This is a genomic window from Streptomyces sp. NPDC043876 (assembly GCF_056435825.1).
Window position 1 is genome coordinate 384,082 of record NZ_JBWKDV010000005.1, and the last position, 14,630, is coordinate 398,711.

The 14,630-nt window shown below is 72.2% G+C and carries 15 protein-coding genes; all 15 read left to right on the forward strand.

Annotated features, from left to right (window positions below; all coding sequences use genetic code 11):
- Positions 1-152: 152 nt before the first annotated feature.
- Positions 153-818 (forward strand): phosphatidylinositol phosphate synthase, encoded by a 666-nt coding sequence (gene pgsA / locus AC0693_RS18995; RefSeq protein ID WP_469332266.1) that lies wholly within the window; start codon positions 153-155, stop codon positions 816-818.
- Positions 818-1,798, forward strand: a complete 981-nt coding sequence (locus AC0693_RS19000) for a phosphatidylinositol mannoside acyltransferase (RefSeq protein ID WP_478802353.1) — start codon at positions 818-820, stop codon at positions 1,796-1,798. Before pgsA ends, AC0693_RS19000 begins: the two co-directional genes overlap by 1 nt.
- Positions 1,795-2,976 (forward strand): glycosyltransferase family 4 protein, encoded by a 1,182-nt coding sequence (locus tag AC0693_RS19005; RefSeq protein WP_356412079.1) that lies wholly within the window; start codon positions 1,795-1,797, stop codon positions 2,974-2,976. The genes AC0693_RS19000 and AC0693_RS19005 overlap by 4 nt, the downstream gene beginning before the upstream one ends.
- Before the next feature lie 167 nt (positions 2,977-3,143).
- Positions 3,144-3,614 (forward strand): hypothetical protein, encoded by a 471-nt coding sequence (locus tag AC0693_RS19010; protein WP_478802354.1) that lies wholly within the window; start codon positions 3,144-3,146, stop codon positions 3,612-3,614.
- Between the two features lie 593 nt (positions 3,615-4,207).
- Complete coding sequence (locus tag AC0693_RS19015; protein ID WP_469320350.1) at positions 4,208-4,747, forward strand: LemA family protein; 540 nt, start codon at positions 4,208-4,210, stop codon at positions 4,745-4,747.
- A 129-nt stretch (positions 4,748-4,876) separates the two neighbouring features.
- Entirely contained in the window at positions 4,877-5,788 is a 912-nt protein-coding gene (pdxS, locus tag AC0693_RS19020) for a pyridoxal 5'-phosphate synthase lyase subunit PdxS (RefSeq protein WP_330329480.1), read from the forward strand.
- A 12-nt stretch (positions 5,789-5,800) separates the two neighbouring features.
- A complete protein-coding gene (gene pdxT, locus AC0693_RS19025; RefSeq protein ID WP_478802355.1) occupies positions 5,801-6,394 on the forward strand; it encodes a pyridoxal 5'-phosphate synthase glutaminase subunit PdxT in 594 nt (197 codons plus the stop codon).
- A 77-nt stretch (positions 6,395-6,471) separates the two neighbouring features.
- Complete coding sequence (locus AC0693_RS19030) at positions 6,472-7,224, forward strand: YebC/PmpR family DNA-binding transcriptional regulator (RefSeq protein WP_351042173.1); 753 nt, start codon at positions 6,472-6,474, stop codon at positions 7,222-7,224.
- A 181-nt stretch (positions 7,225-7,405) separates the two neighbouring features.
- A complete protein-coding gene (gene ruvC / locus AC0693_RS19035; protein ID WP_469332262.1) occupies positions 7,406-7,993 on the forward strand; it encodes a crossover junction endodeoxyribonuclease RuvC in 588 nt (195 codons plus the stop codon).
- Positions 7,990-8,625, forward strand: a complete 636-nt coding sequence (ruvA, locus tag AC0693_RS19040) for a Holliday junction branch migration protein RuvA (RefSeq protein WP_478802356.1) — start codon at positions 7,990-7,992, stop codon at positions 8,623-8,625. Before ruvC ends, ruvA begins: the two co-directional genes overlap by 4 nt.
- Before the next feature lie 55 nt (positions 8,626-8,680).
- A complete protein-coding gene (gene ruvB, locus AC0693_RS19045; RefSeq protein ID WP_356412089.1) occupies positions 8,681-9,808 on the forward strand; it encodes a Holliday junction branch migration DNA helicase RuvB in 1,128 nt (375 codons plus the stop codon).
- A 164-nt stretch (positions 9,809-9,972) separates the two neighbouring features.
- Positions 9,973-10,440 (forward strand): preprotein translocase subunit YajC, encoded by a 468-nt coding sequence (yajC, locus tag AC0693_RS19050; RefSeq protein ID WP_469332260.1) that lies wholly within the window; start codon positions 9,973-9,975, stop codon positions 10,438-10,440.
- 152 nt (positions 10,441-10,592) lie between these two features.
- Positions 10,593-12,410 carry a protein translocase subunit SecD gene (secD, locus tag AC0693_RS19055; protein WP_356412093.1) on the forward strand — a complete coding sequence of 606 codons (1,818 nt, stop codon included), beginning with the start codon at positions 10,593-10,595 and terminating at the stop codon, positions 12,408-12,410.
- A gap of 3 nt (positions 12,411-12,413) precedes the next feature.
- Complete coding sequence (gene secF / locus AC0693_RS19060; RefSeq protein WP_356412095.1) at positions 12,414-13,484, forward strand: protein translocase subunit SecF; 1,071 nt, start codon at positions 12,414-12,416, stop codon at positions 13,482-13,484.
- Complete coding sequence (locus AC0693_RS19065; RefSeq protein ID WP_356412097.1) at positions 13,481-14,053, forward strand: adenine phosphoribosyltransferase; 573 nt, start codon at positions 13,481-13,483, stop codon at positions 14,051-14,053. The genes secF and AC0693_RS19065 overlap by 4 nt, the downstream gene beginning before the upstream one ends.
- Positions 14,054-14,630: the final 577 nt, after the last annotated feature.

Sequence of the window (14,630 nt, forward strand, 5' to 3'; positions counted from 1 at the left end):
GGCGACGTTCGGCCACCGGCTCCGGTGGCGCGATCCGGGTATTGCACGGGCCCCTCGGTGGGTGCGCGGCGGTGCGGGCCCCGGGCGCTGGCTACGATGGGCCAGCCGGTGGCCGTGGTGGCCGTGCGGCCCAGCGACCCCCTGGGAAGGCCATGCTGAACAAGTACGCGCGTGCATTCTTTACGCGTGTCCTCACACCGTTCGCCGCGTTTCTGCTCCGTCGGGGGGTGAGCCCGGACGCGGTCACCCTGATCGGCACGGCCGGAGTGATGGCCGGAGCGCTGGTCTTCTTCCCACGGGGAGAGTTCTTCTGGGGCACGATCACGATCACCCTCTTCGTGTTCTCCGACCTGGTCGACGGGAACATGGCGCGGCAGGCCGGAGTCTCCAGCCGGTGGGGCGCGTTCCTGGACTCGACGCTGGACCGGGTGGCGGACGCCGCGATCTTCGGCGGGCTGGCGCTCTGGTACGCCGGATCGGGCCACGACACCATGCTCTGCGCCGTCGCCATCTTCTGCCTGGCGAGCGGCCAGGTCGTCTCGTACACCAAGGCCCGGGGCGAGGCGATCGGCCTGCCGGTGGCCGTCAACGGGCTCGTCGAGCGCGCCGAGCGCCTGGTGATCACGCTGGTCGCGGCCGGCCTGTCGGGCCTGGAGACCTTCGGCGTGCCCTCCTGGATCGGGGTGCTGCTGCCGGTCGCGCTCTGGGTGGTGGCCGTCGGCTCGCTGGTGACGCTGATCCAGCGGGTGGTGACCGTGCGCCGCGAGGCGGCGGAGGCCGACGCGGCCGCGGCCGCCGCCGACGGCGGCGCACTCTGATGGGCGCGCTGACGGACAAGCTGACCGACGCGGCCTTCGGGCTCGGCTGGGCCGGAGTGAAGAAGCTGCCCGAACCGGCGGCGGCGGCACTCGGCCGCACGATCGCGGACCGGGCCTGGAAGCGGCACGGCAAGAGCGTGCGCCGGCTGGAGGCGAACCTGGCCCGCGTCGTGCCCGGGGCCCCACCGGAGCGGCTGCGGGAGCTGTCCCGGGCGGGCATGCGCTCGTACATGCGCTACTGGATGGAGTCCTTCCGGCTGCCCGCGATGGACAAGGCCCGCTTCGGCGCGGAGGTCCGGATGAGCGACGAGCAGGTCCTGCTCGACGGCATGGCCGCCGGCCGCGGGGTGATCGTCGCCCTGCCGCACCTGGCCAACTGGGACCTCGCCGGGGCCTGGGTCACCGCCCACCACGGCATCCCCTTCACCACCGTCGCGGAGCGGCTCAAGCCGGAGAGCCTGTACGACCGGTTCGTGGCCTACCGCGAGAGCCTCGGCATGGAGGTGCTGCCGCACAGCGGTGGCGCCGCCTTCGGCATCCTCGCCCGCAGGCTGCGCTCCGGCGGACTGGTCTGCCTGGTCGCCGACCGCGACCTGTCCGCCTCCGGCGTCGAGGTGGACTTCTTCGGCGCCACGGCGCGGATGCCCGCCGGACCGGCCCTGCTCGCCCAGCAGACCGGGGCCCTGCTGGTGCCGGCGACGCTCTGGTACGAGGACGCGCCGCAGATGCGGGGCCGCTTCCACCCGCCGGTGCCGGTGCCCGAGAGCGGGACCCGGGACGAGAAGACGGCCGCGATGACGCAGGCGGTGGCCGACGCCTTCGCCGCCGGAATCGCGGAGCACCCACAGGACTGGCACATGCTCCAGCGGCTGTGGCTGGACGACCTGGAACCGCGGACGGCGGCCGCTCCTGCTTCGGCTTCGGCTGAGCCGCCGGGGCAGCCGGTGCGTTCCGCGGACCGCGGGGAGGGCACCGGATGAAGATCGGCATCGTGTGCCCGTACTCCTGGGACGTCCCGGGCGGCGTCCAGTTCCACATCCGCGACCTGGCGGAGCACCTGATCGGCCGCGGCCACCAAGTGTCGGTGCTCGCCCCGGCGGAGGAGGACACCCCGCTGCCGCCCTACGTCGTCTCGGCGGGCCGCGCGGTGCCGGTGCCCTACAACGGCTCGGTGGCCCGGCTGAACTTCGGGTTCCTCTCGGCCGCGCGGGTGCGCCGCTGGCTGCACGACGGCACCTTCGACGTGATCCACATCCACGAGCCGACCTCGCCGTCGCTCGGCCTGCTCGCGTGCTGGGCGGCCCAGGGCCCGATCGTGGCCACCTTCCACACCTCCAACCCGCGGTCGCGGGCCATGATCGCCGCGTACCCGATCCTGCAGCCCGCGCTGGAGAAGATCAGCGCGCGCATCGCGGTCAGCGAGTACGCCCGGCGCACGCTGGTGGAACACCTCGGCGGGGACGCCGTCGTCATCCCCAACGGCGTCGACGTCGACTTCTTCGCCGCCGCCGAGCCGAAGCCCGAGTGGCAGGGCGCCACCCTCGGCTTCATCGGCCGCATCGACGAACCGCGCAAGGGCATGCCGGTGCTGATGGCCGCCTTCCCGAAGATCGTGGAGGCCTGCCCGGACGTCCGCCTGCTGGTCGCGGGCCGCGGCGACGAGGAGGAGGCGGTGGCCTCGCTGCCGCCGGCCCTGCGGGCGCGGGTGGAGTTCCTCGGCATGGTCTCCGACGAGGACAAGGCGCGGCTGCTGCGGAGCGTCGACGTGTACGTCGCCCCCAACACCGGCGGCGAGAGCTTCGGCATCATCCTGGTCGAGGCGCTCTCGGCCGGGGCCGCGGTGCTCGCGTCCGACCTGGACGCCTTCGCCCAGGTCCTGGACAAGGGGTCGGCGGGGGAGCTTTTCGCGAACGAGGACGCCGACGCGCTCGCCGCGGGCGCGATCGCACTGCTGCGGGATCCGGAGCGGCGGGCCGGGCTGAGCGCCCGGGGCTCCGCCCACGTCCGGCGCTTCGACTGGTCGACGGTCGGGGCGGACATCCTGTCGGTGTACGAGACGGTCGCGGACGGGGCGGCCTCGGTGGCCACCGACGAACGCGTCGGCCTGCGCGCCCGCCTGGGCCTGACCCGAGGCGCCACCCCGTCGTCGTTCTCCTGACTGGGCCGTCGGCAGGGGGCCATCACTCGGCTTCACGCTTGAGCAGGCCACAGGCTTAGGGAGGCCCGACGCCACCGCCATGGCCGCCCGTGCCGGACCTCCCGGTCCGGCCCGAGAGGGCCGAATCCTGCGCCATGCTCATGCCATTGGTGTCACAATCGGACGTTGTGTGGACAACGCTTGCGCCGCTCATCGGCGTCCTGCTCGGCGGCTTGATGTCGATGCTGGCCCAGCGCTCGGCAGGACGCGCCTTGGAACGCGGCGAGGCGCGCCGCAGTGTTCGTGAACTCGCCGAAGCGCGCCGCAGCGAGCGTCTCACCCACCTCATCGAATTTCTGTCTGCGGTGCAGGAAGCTGAACGAGTCGCGGTGGATCGGCATCACCACAACCTGGCTGACGAGCAGTGGCAGGCCCGGGCGAGGCAGGTCCTTGACAGGGTGTGGGTGATGCAGAAGACGATCCACGTGCTGTGCACGTCTGAGGTCAGCGAAGCGGCACATAGCCTCGCGTGGGCAGTGCAGGAGGTGATCAGGAAGGGCCCCGAAGATCCGGGAGAGCCTCAGGATGAGCAGGTCTGGGCGCACATCCGTCCGAGCCGACAGGCATTCCTTGATCTCGTGCGCGACCAGCTGAGTTGAGACCCCGGGGAGGGATTCGGCAGCTGCCGTGAGCGGCCCGGGGCAGGCAGCACCCATCAGCAGGCCATCGAATGGCTCCCTGGCCACCGACAAGCTGATCACGATCACTTCGGAATGACTCGTCCAGCCGCTATGGCCACGGCCCAGTCGCCCGGGGCGGCCCCCGGCCCCCTCTGACGGGGAGCCGGCGTCCGGCGGCGGGGGCGGACGTGTGCCGTGCCCGTCGGAGATCCGGCTTGCGCCGCATCCGGGCTCGAGCGGGGCGGGCCGGTCCCGCGCGTGCCGCGTTCGGCTCTCCGGTCCCGGCAGCGTCCCAGGGGCCCGCCTCCCCGGAGTCCGGCCGCGGTCCGGCATCCCGTCTTCCTCCCCCATAGCTCGGCCCGCGCGGCGTTCCGGGACACGGCTGCCGCCGCGCCGGGGCGCGGGCCCTGCGCGGGCCCCGCCGTTCCGGCCTGCTCCGGGATACGGCCCGCGCCGGCCTGACCCCCGCCCCGCGCCCCGGCTCCAGGCCTCCGCCGCCCGCTCCGGCGGCGCCCCCGCCGCCGCGGCGGGCGGTGCGGGGCCGGGGGCCCCGGAGGGTAAAGTCGCCGCCCGTGATCGAAACCCTCGTATGGATCGCCCTGGCGCTCGGCGTCATCGGGGTCTACCTCAGCTGGACCGCCGGCCGGCTCGACCGGCTGCACTCGCGGATGGACGCCGCCAAGGCCGCGCTCGACGCGCAGCTCGTGCGCCGCGCCTCGGTGGTCCTGGAGGTGGCCACCTCCGGCGTACTGGACCCCGCGTCCTCCCTCGTGCTGTACGAGGCCGCGCACGGCGCCCGCCAGGCGGAGGAGGACCACCGCGAGGTGGCCGAAAGTGAACTGTCGCAGGCCCTGCGCGCGGTCTTCGCCGACGCCGACCCGGTCGAGGAACTCAAGCAGGCCCCCGGCGGCGAGGTCGCCGCGGAGGAGCTGGCAGCGGCCGTACGCCGGGTTCCGATGGCCCGGCGCTTCCACAACGACGCCGTCCGCGCGGCCCGCGCCCTGCGCCGCCACCGCAAGGTCCGCTGGTTCCGGCTGGCCGGTCACGCACCCTTCCCGCTCGCCTTCGAGATGGACGACGAGCCCCCCGCCTTCCTCGCGGCCCGGCCCTGAACCCGTCCGCGCGGCCACGGCGCCGGGCGGGCACTCCAGGCCACCGGCTGTCCATTGGCCCTTGCAGTGGACTGGTCGGCAGGGTTTCCTCAGTGCAGTACCCGTCTTTCTCCGAGTGAGGTCACCGCCGTGAGCACGCTTTCCCACACCCCGCAGAACCCCGAGACCGGCACCGCGCGCGTCAAGCGGGGCATGGCCGAGCAGCTCAAGGGCGGCGTGATCATGGACGTGGTCAACGCCGAGCAGGCGAAGATCGCCGAGGACGCGGGCGCCGTGGCCGTCATGGCCCTGGAGCGGGTCCCGGCCGACATCCGCAAGGACGGCGGGGTCGCCCGCATGTCCGACCCGAACATGATCGAAGAGATCATCGAGGCCGTCTCCATCCCGGTCATGGCGAAGTCCCGCATCGGCCACTTCGTCGAGGCCCAGGTGCTCCAGTCCCTCGGCGTCGACTACATCGACGAGTCCGAGGTCCTGACCCCGGCCGACGAGGTCAACCACAGCGACAAGTTCGCCTTCACGACCCCGTTCGTCTGCGGCGCCACCAACCTCGGCGAGGCCCTGCGCCGCATCGCCGAGGGCGCGGCCATGATCCGCTCGAAGGGCGAGGCCGGCACCGGCAACGTCGTCGAGGCCGTCCGCCACCTGCGCCAGATCAAGAACGAGATCGCCCGCCTGCGCGGCTTCGACAACAACGAGCTGTACGCCGCCGCCAAGGACCTGCGCGCCCCGTACGAGCTGGTCAAGGAGGTCGCCGAACTCGGCAAGCTCCCCGTGGTGCTCTTCTCCGCCGGTGGCGTCGCCACCCCGGCCGACGCCGCGCTCATGCGCCAGCTCGGCGCCGAGGGCGTCTTCGTCGGCTCCGGCATCTTCAAGTCGGGCGACCCGGCCAAGCGCGCCGCCGCCATCGTGAAGGCCACCACCTTCTACGACGACCCGAAGATCATCGCGGACGCGTCCCGCAACCTGGGCGAGGCCATGGTCGGCATCAACTGCGACACCCTCCCCGAGTCCGAGCGCTACGCCAACCGCGGCTGGTAAGGCACTCCACCCATGAACAACTCCCCGGTCATCGGCGTCCTCGCACTCCAGGGCGACGTACGGGAGCACCTGATCGCCCTGGCCTCGGCAGATGCCGTGGCCAGGCCGGTCCGGCGCCCCGAGGAACTCGCCGAGGTCGACGCCCTGGTCATCCCCGGCGGCGAGTCGACGACCATGTCGAAGCTCGCCGTGCTCTTCGGCATGCTGGAGCCGCTGCGCGAGCGCGTACGGTCCGGGATGCCCGTCTACGGCACCTGCGCCGGCATGATCATGCTCGCCGACAAGCTGCTCGGCGGCCGTGAGGACCAGGAGACGCTGGGCGGGATCGACATGATCGTCCGCCGCAACGCCTTCGGCCGGCAGAACGAGTCCTTCGAGGCGGCCATCGACTTCGCCGGCATAGCGGGCGGTCCGGTCGAGGGCGTCTTCATCCGCGCGCCCTGGGTCGAGTCGGTCGGCGCCGCCGCCGAGGTGCTGGCGGAGTACGACGGCCACACCGTCGCCGTGCGGCAGGGCAACGTGCTGGCCACGTCCTTCCACCCGGAACTGACCGGAGACCACCGCGTGCACGCCTACTTCGTGGACATGGTGCGCGCGGGGTCCTGAACCGGTCCCGGGAGGAGTCCCGGTCTCCCGGTAGGATCTGTGGCGAACACCGTTGGTTACGCGAAGGAGACAGGCAGATGTCCGGCCACTCTAAATGGGCTACGACGAAGCACAAGAAGGCCGTGATCGATGCCAAGCGCGGCAAGCTCTTCGCGAAGCTGATCAAGAACATCGAGGTCGCGGCGCGGACCGGCGGTGCCGACCTCGACGGCAACCCGACGCTCTTCGACGCCGTGCAGAAGGCCAAGAAGAGCTCCGTCCCGAACAAGAACATCGACTCCGCGCTCAAGCGCGGTGCCGGTCTCGAAGCGGGCGGCGCCGACTATGAAACGATCATGTACGAAGGCTACGGCCCCAACGGTGTCGCGGTGCTCATCGAGTGCCTCACCGACAACCGCAACCGTGCCGCTTCGGACGTGCGCGTCGCCATGACCCGCAACGGCGGCTCCATGGCCGACCCGGGTTCGGTCTCGTACCTCTTCAACCGCAAGGGCGTCGTCCTGCTGCCCAAGGGCGAGCTCAGCGAGGACGACGTCCTCGACGCGGTCCTCGACGCGGGCGCCGAAGAGGTCAACGACCTCGGCGAGCAGTTCGAGATCATCAGCGAGGCCACCGACCTGGTCGCGGTCCGTACCGCCCTCCAGAGCGCCGGCATCGACTACGACTCGGCCGACTCCAACTTCCTGCCGACCATGCAGGTCGAGCTGGACGAAGAGGGCGCGCGCAAGATCTTCAAGCTGATCGACGCGCTGGAGGACAGCGACGACGTGCAGAACGTCTTCGCCAACTTCGACGTCAGCGACGAGGTCATGGAGAAGGTCGACGCCTGACAGGCGCAGACCGCTCACGGCGTGGAGCAGCGGGCCGACGGGGAACACACCCCGTCGGCCCGCTGCGTTGTCAGAGGCAGCGATTAGTCTGGCGACCGCAACCATCAATGAGCAGCCACGACGGCGAGGCACCACCTCCGCGAGAGCGGCGGCGGCCCGGCCGCGAAGGGGGAGGGGCGCGGTGCGCGTACTCGGCGTTGACCCGGGGCTGACCCGGTGCGGGGTCGGCGTCGTCGAGGGGGTCGCGGGCCGGCCCCTGACCATGCGCGGCGTCGGCGTCGTACGGACCCCGGTGGACGCGGACATCGGGCTCCGGCTGGTCGCCATCGAGGCCGGACTCGAAGCCTGGCTGGACGAACACCGGCCCGACGTGGTCGCCGTCGAACGGGTCTTCAGCCAGCACAACGTCAGCACCGTCATGGGCACCGCCCAGGCCAGCGCCGTCGCCATGCTCTGCGCCGCCCGGCGCGGCCTGCCCGTGGCCCTGCACACCCCCAGCGAGGTCAAGGCCGCCGTCACCGGCAGCGGCCGCGCCGACAAGGCCCAGGTCGGAGCCATGGTGACCCGGCTGCTACGGCTCGACGCGCCCCCCAAGCCCGCCGACGCGGCCGACGCCCTCGCCCTCGCCATCTGCCACATCTGGCGCGCCCCCGCCCAGAACCGGCTCCAGCAGGCCGTGGCCCAGCACGCCGCCGCCCACGCCGCGAAGGCCCCGCGCCCCGCGAGCGCCCCGAGCGCCCTGAAAGCCCTGAAAGGCCGTACCCGATGATCGCCTTCGTCAGCGGCGCCGTTGCCGCGCTCGCCTCCACCACGGCCGTCATCGAGGTCGGCGGCGTGGGCATGGCCGTGCAGTGCACGCCGAACACCATCGCCGGGCTGCGCCTGGGCCAGGAGGCCAAGCTCGCGACCTCGCTGGTCGTCCGGGAGGACTCGCTGACGCTCTACGGCTTCGCCGACGACGACGAGCGGCAGGTCTTCGAGCTGCTCCAGGGCGCGAGCGGGGTCGGACCGCGCCTCGCCCAGGCCATGCTCGGCGTGCACACCCCCGACGCACTGCGCCTCGCGGTCGCCACCGGCGACGAGAAGTCCCTGACCGCGGTGCCCGGCATCGGCAAGAAGGGCGCCCAGAAGCTGCTCCTGGAACTGAAGGACAAGCTGGGCCAGCCGCTGGGCACGGGCGCCCTGGTCGGGGCGCAGCGGGCCGCCGCGGCCACCGGCCCCGCGCCCTGGACCGAGCAGCTCCAGGCCGCTCTGATCGGTCTCGGCTACGCCTCCCGCGAGGCGGAGGAGGCCGTCTCCGCGGTGACCCCGCAGGCCGAGGCGGCCCTGGCCGCCGGCGGTCCGGCGCCCGTGCCGCAGCTGCTGCGCGCCGCCCTGCAGACCCTGAACCGCGCCCGCTGACGCCCGTAAGCACCGCGCGACCCGTACGGACAGACCGAGAAGGCAGACTGACACCGTGAACCGGTACGACGAGAGCGACCCCGGCCAGGACGCCGCCTACGACGCGTACCCCGACGACGCGGAGGGCGCCGCGTACGACGAGCCGGACCGGCTCGTCGCGGCCGCCGCCGACGGCGAGGACAGCGCGGTCGAGGCGGCCCTGCGCCCCAAGGACCTCGGGGAGTTCGTCGGCCAGGAGAAGGTGCGCCAGCAGCTCGACCTCGTCCTCAAGGCGGCCCTCCAGCGCGGTGCCACCGCCGACCACGTGCTGCTCTCCGGCGCGCCCGGCCTCGGCAAGACCACGCTGTCGATGATCATCGCCGCCGAGATGGGCGCACCGATCCGGATCACCTCCGGCCCCGCCATCCAGCACGCGGGCGACCTCGCCGCGATCCTCTCCTCCCTCCAGGAGGGCGAGGTCCTCTTCCTCGACGAGATCCACCGGATGTCGCGGCCGGCCGAGGAAATGCTCTACATGGCCATGGAGGACTTCCGCGTCGACGTGATCGTCGGCAAGGGACCGGGCGCCACCGCGATCCCGCTGGAGCTGCCGCCCTTCACCCTCGTCGGGGCGACCACCCGGGCCGGGCTGCTGCCGCCGCCGCTGCGCGACCGCTTCGGCTTCACCGGGCACATGGAGTTCTACTCGCCGGAGGAGCTCGAACGGGTCATCCACCGCTCCGCGCGCCTGCTCGACGTGGAGATCGACACCGCGGGCGCCGCCGAGATCGCGGGCCGCTCCCGGGGCACCCCGCGCATCGCGAACCGGCTGCTGCGCCGGGTCCGCGACTACGCCCAGGTCCGCGCGGACGGGGTGATCAACCGCGAGGTGTCCGCCACCGCCCTGAAGGTGTACGAGGTGGACGAGCGCGGGCTGGACCGGCTGGACCGGGCGGTGCTGGAGGCCCTGCTCAAGCTGTTCGGCGGCGGCCCGGTCGGCCTGTCCACCCTCGCGGTCGCGGTGGGGGAGGAGCGGGAGACCGTGGAGGAGGTGGCCGAGCCCTTCCTGGTGCGCGAGGGACTGCTCGCGCGGACGCCCAGGGGACGGGTGGCGACGCCCGCCGCATGGGCTCACCTGGGACTCGTACCGCCGCCCCGGCCCGGGAGCGGATCGCCGGGGCAGGGTGGCCTGTTCGGGGGGTGACGGCGCGGAGGTTCGCCGGGTCAGGAACTGCGGTGCCATGCTGGGCGTTGTTCCATCGGTGTGGACTCGCCTAGACTCCGCCGATGCTGGCCGTAACGGCCGGCATGCCCACCCCCCGTAGAAAAGGCCGCTTCACGTGCGGTCGTGCGAAGGATCCTCGTCCCGTGAACAGTAGCCTCTTGACCTTCCTCCCGTTCGTCGTGCTCATCGGGGCGATGTTCCTGATGACGCGTTCCGCCAAGAAGAAGCAGCAGGCGGCGGCGTCCATGCGCGACCAGCTGGGTCCCGGCTCCGGCGTGCGCACCATCGGCGGCATGTACGCCACCGTGAAGGAGATCGGCGACGACACCGTCACCCTGGAGGTGGCCCCGGGCGTCCACGCGGTTTACGCGAAGAACGCCATCGGCGCCGTCCTGGAGGACGAGGAGTACAACCGCATCGTCCACGGCACCGCCGATGATCTGACCATCGACGCGCCGGTCGTTCCGGACGACGCCTCTTCGCTGCTCAAGGACGAGCCCGCCGACGCCGACCAGGCGGAAGCCCCCAAGCTCGACCTGGGCAAGAAGGACGAGACGGCCGCCGACGACACGACGGACGGCAAGACCGACGGCGAGGCCGGCGCCAAGTAGCGCTCGGCGGGGGATCGCACGGCGCCTGATCGGAGGCCGCGGCGGTCCCCTTCAGTGACCCGATTCTGCGGGGGGCAGGGGTCCCCACACACATTCGTGGCCGTCTGCGCGCTGACCCGGCGCGGGGCGGTTGGACAGGGAGATACGACAAGGTGGCAGCACCGAAGAAGGGCCGGCGGCCCACGGGGGCTCAGGGGAGGCCGGGGCGTGCCCTGGCCATCATCCTGATCGCGATGGTGGCGCTCACCGCGGGGATGTTCCTGACCGGTCAGACGACTCCCCGGCTTGGCATCGACCTCGCGGGCGGTACGAGCATCACGCTCAAGGCCAAGAGCGAACCCGGCAAGCCGGACGCGATCAACGAGACCAACATGAACACGGCGGTCGGCATCATCGAGCGCCGCGTCAACGGTCTCGGCGTTTCGGAGGCCGAGGTCCAGACCCAGGGCCGCGACCACATCATCGTGAACATCCCCAAGGGGACGAACGAGAAGCAGGCGCGCGACCAGGTCGGCACGACGGCGCAGCTGTACTTCCGCCCCGTGCTCGCCTTCGCCGAAGGCAAGCCGATCGCGCCCGAGCCCACTCCGTCCACGGGCGCCTCCGGCAGCCCGTCGCCCTCGGCGAGCACCTCGGGTGCCCCGAAGACCGATGGCGGCAAGAGCCCGTCGCCCACCCCGTCGTCCAGCGCCACTTCCCAGGGCCGCGCCGTACCCGAGGCCCTGATGGCCACCGGCAGCCCCACTCCCACGCCCTCGGCGAGCGAGTCGAAGAAGGCAGACGACACCAAGGCGCCGACCCCCGCCCCCACGGGCGCGGACGCGGCGGTCGCCGACCTCCAGGCGAAGTTCATCGCCCTGGACTGCACGGACGAGAAGCAGCGCGCGGCCGTCGGCGTGGGCGTCAAGCCCACCGACCCGACGCTCGCCTGCGGCAAGCGCGGCGACACCTGGGGCAAGTGGGTCCTCGGCCCGGCCGGCGTCGACGGCAAGGACGTCAAGGACGCGAAGGGTGTCATCGACACCCAGCGCGGCCAGTGGATCGTCACCATGGCGTTCACCGACAAGGGCTCCGACAAGTTCGCGAAGATCACCGGTGAGCTGGCGACGAAGCAGTCCCCGCAGAACCAGTTCGCGATCGTGCTGGACAACGAGGTCGTCTCCGACCCGTACGTCAGCCAGGCCCTGACCGGCGGCAGCGCCGAGATCTCCGGTGGCTTCACCCAGCAGAGCGCGCAGGACCTGGGCAACATGCTCTCGTACGGCGCCCTGCCGCTGTCCTTCCAGGAGGACAACGTCACCACCGTCACCGCCGCGCTGGGCAGCGAGCAGCTGAAGGCCGGCCTCATCGCCGGTGCCATCGGCCTCGCGCTCGTCGTGATCTACCTGCTGGCCTACTACCGGGGTCTGGCGTTCATCGCGATCATCAGCCTCATCGTGTCCGGCATCCTCACCTACACGATCATGTCGCTGCTCGGGCACGCCATCGGCTTCGCGCTGAACCTGCCCGCCGTCTGCGGCGCGATCGTGGCCATCGGCATCACCGCGGACTCGTTCATCGTCTACTTCGAACGCATCCGCGACGAGATCCGCGAGGGCCGCACCCTGCGTCCGGCCGTCGAGCGCGCCTGGCCGCGCGCCCGGCGCACCATCCTGGTGTCCGACTTCGTGTCGTTCCTCGCCGCCGCGGTGCTGTTCATCGTCACCGTCGGCAAGGTCCAGGGCTTCGCCTTCACCCTGGGGCTCACCACCCTGCTCGACGTGGTCGTGGTGTTCCTCTTCACCAAGCCGGTCATGACCCTGCTGGCCCGCACGGCGTTCTTCTCCAGCGGCCACCCGTGGTCCGGCCTGGACCCGAAGCGGCTCGGCGCCAAGCCCCCGCTGCGCCGGTCCCGTCGTACCGGCTCCGCCACCGGTTCCGGTACGGGCGCCGCCGCAGTCTCCGCCCCCGTCGACGCAAAGGAGGCGTGAGAGATGTCGAAGCTGGGAGATCTCGGCGCCAAGCTGTACCGCGGTGAGGTCGGATACGACTTCGTCGGCAAGCGTTTCCTCTGGTACGGCATTTCCATCCTGATCACCATCACGGCGATCGTGGCCCTGGCCGTACAAGGCCTCAACATGGGCATCGAGTTCCGCGGCGGTGCCGTCTTCACCACCCCGAAGACCTCCGTCTCGCTCGCCAAGGCGACCGAATCCGCGACGAAGGCGTCCGGCCACCAGGCGCTCGTGCAGAAACTGGGCACCGGCGGTCTGCGCATCCAGATCTCGGACCTGGACCCGTCCGCCTCCACGGAGGTGAAGAAGCAGCTCGCTACCGACCTCTCGGTGAACGCCGCGGACATCAACTCCGACCAGGTCGGCGCGAGCTGGGGCGAGGAGATCGCCAACAAGGCCTGGACCGGCCTCGGCGTCTTCATGGTCCTCGTGGTGATCTACCTCGCCATCGCCTTCGAATGGCGGATGGCCATCGCCGCGCTCGTCGCGCTGATCCACGACCTCACGATCACCGTCGGCATCTACTCGCTCGTCGGCTTCGAGGTCACCCCGGGCACCGTGATCGGTCTGCTGACCATCCTCGGTTACTCCCTCTACGACACCGTCGTCGTCTTCGACGGTCTCAAGGAGGGGTCGAAGGACATCACCAAGCAGACCCGCTGGACCTTCAGCGAGGTGGCCAACCGCAGCATCAACGGCACCCTGGTCCGCTCGATCAACACCACCGTCGTGGCCCTGCTCCCGGTCGGCGCGCTGCTCTTCATCGGCGGCGGCTTCCTGGGCGCGGGCATGCTCAACGACATCTCGCTGTCGCTGTTCGTCGGCCTCGCCGCCGGTGCGTACTCCTCGATCTTCATCGCGACCCCGCTGGTCGTCGACCTGAAGGAGCGCGAGCCGGCCATGAAGGCGCTCAAGAAGCGGGTGCTCGCCAAGCGGGCGTCCGCCGAGGCCAAGGGGGAGTCGGCGGACGACTTCACCGAGGAGCCGGGCGACGGCACCGAGGTCGTGGCCCAGGGCCGCGGCGGCCGGGCTTCGGGGCGGCGCCGATGAGCGCCGCCGCCGTGCGGCCCGTGCCGCTGCCGCCGGGGGTGCACGAGCTGCTGCTCAGCCGGATCAAGGACGTGGCGGACTACCCGAAGCCGGGCGTGATGTTCAAGGACATCACCCCGCTGCTGGCCGACCCGAAGGCGTTCTCCGCGCTGACGGAGGCGCTGGCCGCTCTGTGCGCGGAGCGCGGCGCGACGAAGATCGTCGGGCTGGAGGCGCGCGGGTTCATCCTGGCGGCCCCGGCCGCCGTCCGGGCGGGCCTCGGCTTCGTGCCGGTCCGCAAGGCGGGCAAGCTGCCGGGGGCGACGCTGTCCCAGGCGTACGAGCTGGAGTACGGCACCGCGGAGATCGAGGTCCACGCGGAGGACCTGGCGCCGGGGGACCGGGTCATGGTCATTGACGACGTCCTGGCCACCGGTGGTACGGCCGAGGCCTCGCTGGAACTGATCCGGCGGGCCGGGGCCGAGGTGGCCGGGGTCGCGGTCCTGATGGAACTGTCGTTCCTCCCGGGCCGCGCCCGGCTGGAGCCGGCCCTTGGCGGGGCGCCGCTGGACGCCCTGATCGTGGTCTGACCGGCCCCTGGCCGCCCGACCGCCCCACGCCGAAGCGGCGGACCCCTCCCGGGGGGTCCGCCGCTTCGGCGTTGCGGGGGCCGGCGCGGCCGTGTGGCCCCCCACGCTGCCTCCGGCGGCGCCTCAAACGCCGGCGGGGCTGAGTGTGCTGCGGCTGGGCGGTGGCCGTGCACGGCCGGGAAGGGCCGTCCGCAGTCGCTGCGGGCGCGCCCCCCGGCGGGGCGGGGGCCCGGCTCTGCTCCCCACTCCAGCCTCGCCGGCGTTTGAGGCGCCGCCGGAGGCAAGGGGAGCGACGTGCGGCCTGCAGCCGGCTGCGGAGCGGACTCTGGCGGGGTGGGGGTCCGGCTGGCCCCGCAGCACCTATCGGCGGGGCTCGGTCGCCGCACCCCCAGCCTCGCCGGCGTTTGAGGCGCTGCCGGAGGCAGGGGGAGCGAGGGGGTGCCTCGGCTCGGGGTCGGGGTGCCGGGCCAGGTCGGCCTCGCCGGGGTTGGAGGCGGGCGGGGCGCGGGGTCGCCCCGGGGCGCGAACCGCCGGGTCCGGGGTGGGCGGGGCGGACGAGGGGGCGCGGGCCTCGCTA

Excerpts from the sequence above, each read along its gene's own strand:
- AC0693_RS19000 (WP_478802353.1), top strand. The coding sequence starts at position 818 with ATGGGCGCGCTGACGGACAAGCTGACCGACGCGGCCTTCGGGCTCGGC.
- AC0693_RS19005 (WP_356412079.1), top strand. The coding sequence starts at position 1,795 with ATGAAGATCGGCATCGTGTGCCCGTACTCCTGGGACGTCCCGGGCGGC.
- pdxT (WP_478802355.1), top strand. The coding sequence starts at position 5,801 with ATGAACAACTCCCCGGTCATCGGCGTCCTCGCACTCCAGGGCGACGTA.
- ruvA (WP_478802356.1), top strand. The coding sequence starts at position 7,990 with ATGATCGCCTTCGTCAGCGGCGCCGTTGCCGCGCTCGCCTCCACCACG.
- AC0693_RS19030 (WP_351042173.1), top strand. The coding sequence starts at position 6,472 with ATGTCCGGCCACTCTAAATGGGCTACGACGAAGCACAAGAAGGCCGTG.
- pgsA (WP_469332266.1), top strand. The coding sequence starts at position 153 with ATGCTGAACAAGTACGCGCGTGCATTCTTTACGCGTGTCCTCACACCG.
- secF (WP_356412095.1), top strand. The coding sequence starts at position 12,414 with ATGTCGAAGCTGGGAGATCTCGGCGCCAAGCTGTACCGCGGTGAGGTC.
- AC0693_RS19065 (WP_356412097.1), top strand. The coding sequence starts at position 13,481 with ATGAGCGCCGCCGCCGTGCGGCCCGTGCCGCTGCCGCCGGGGGTGCAC.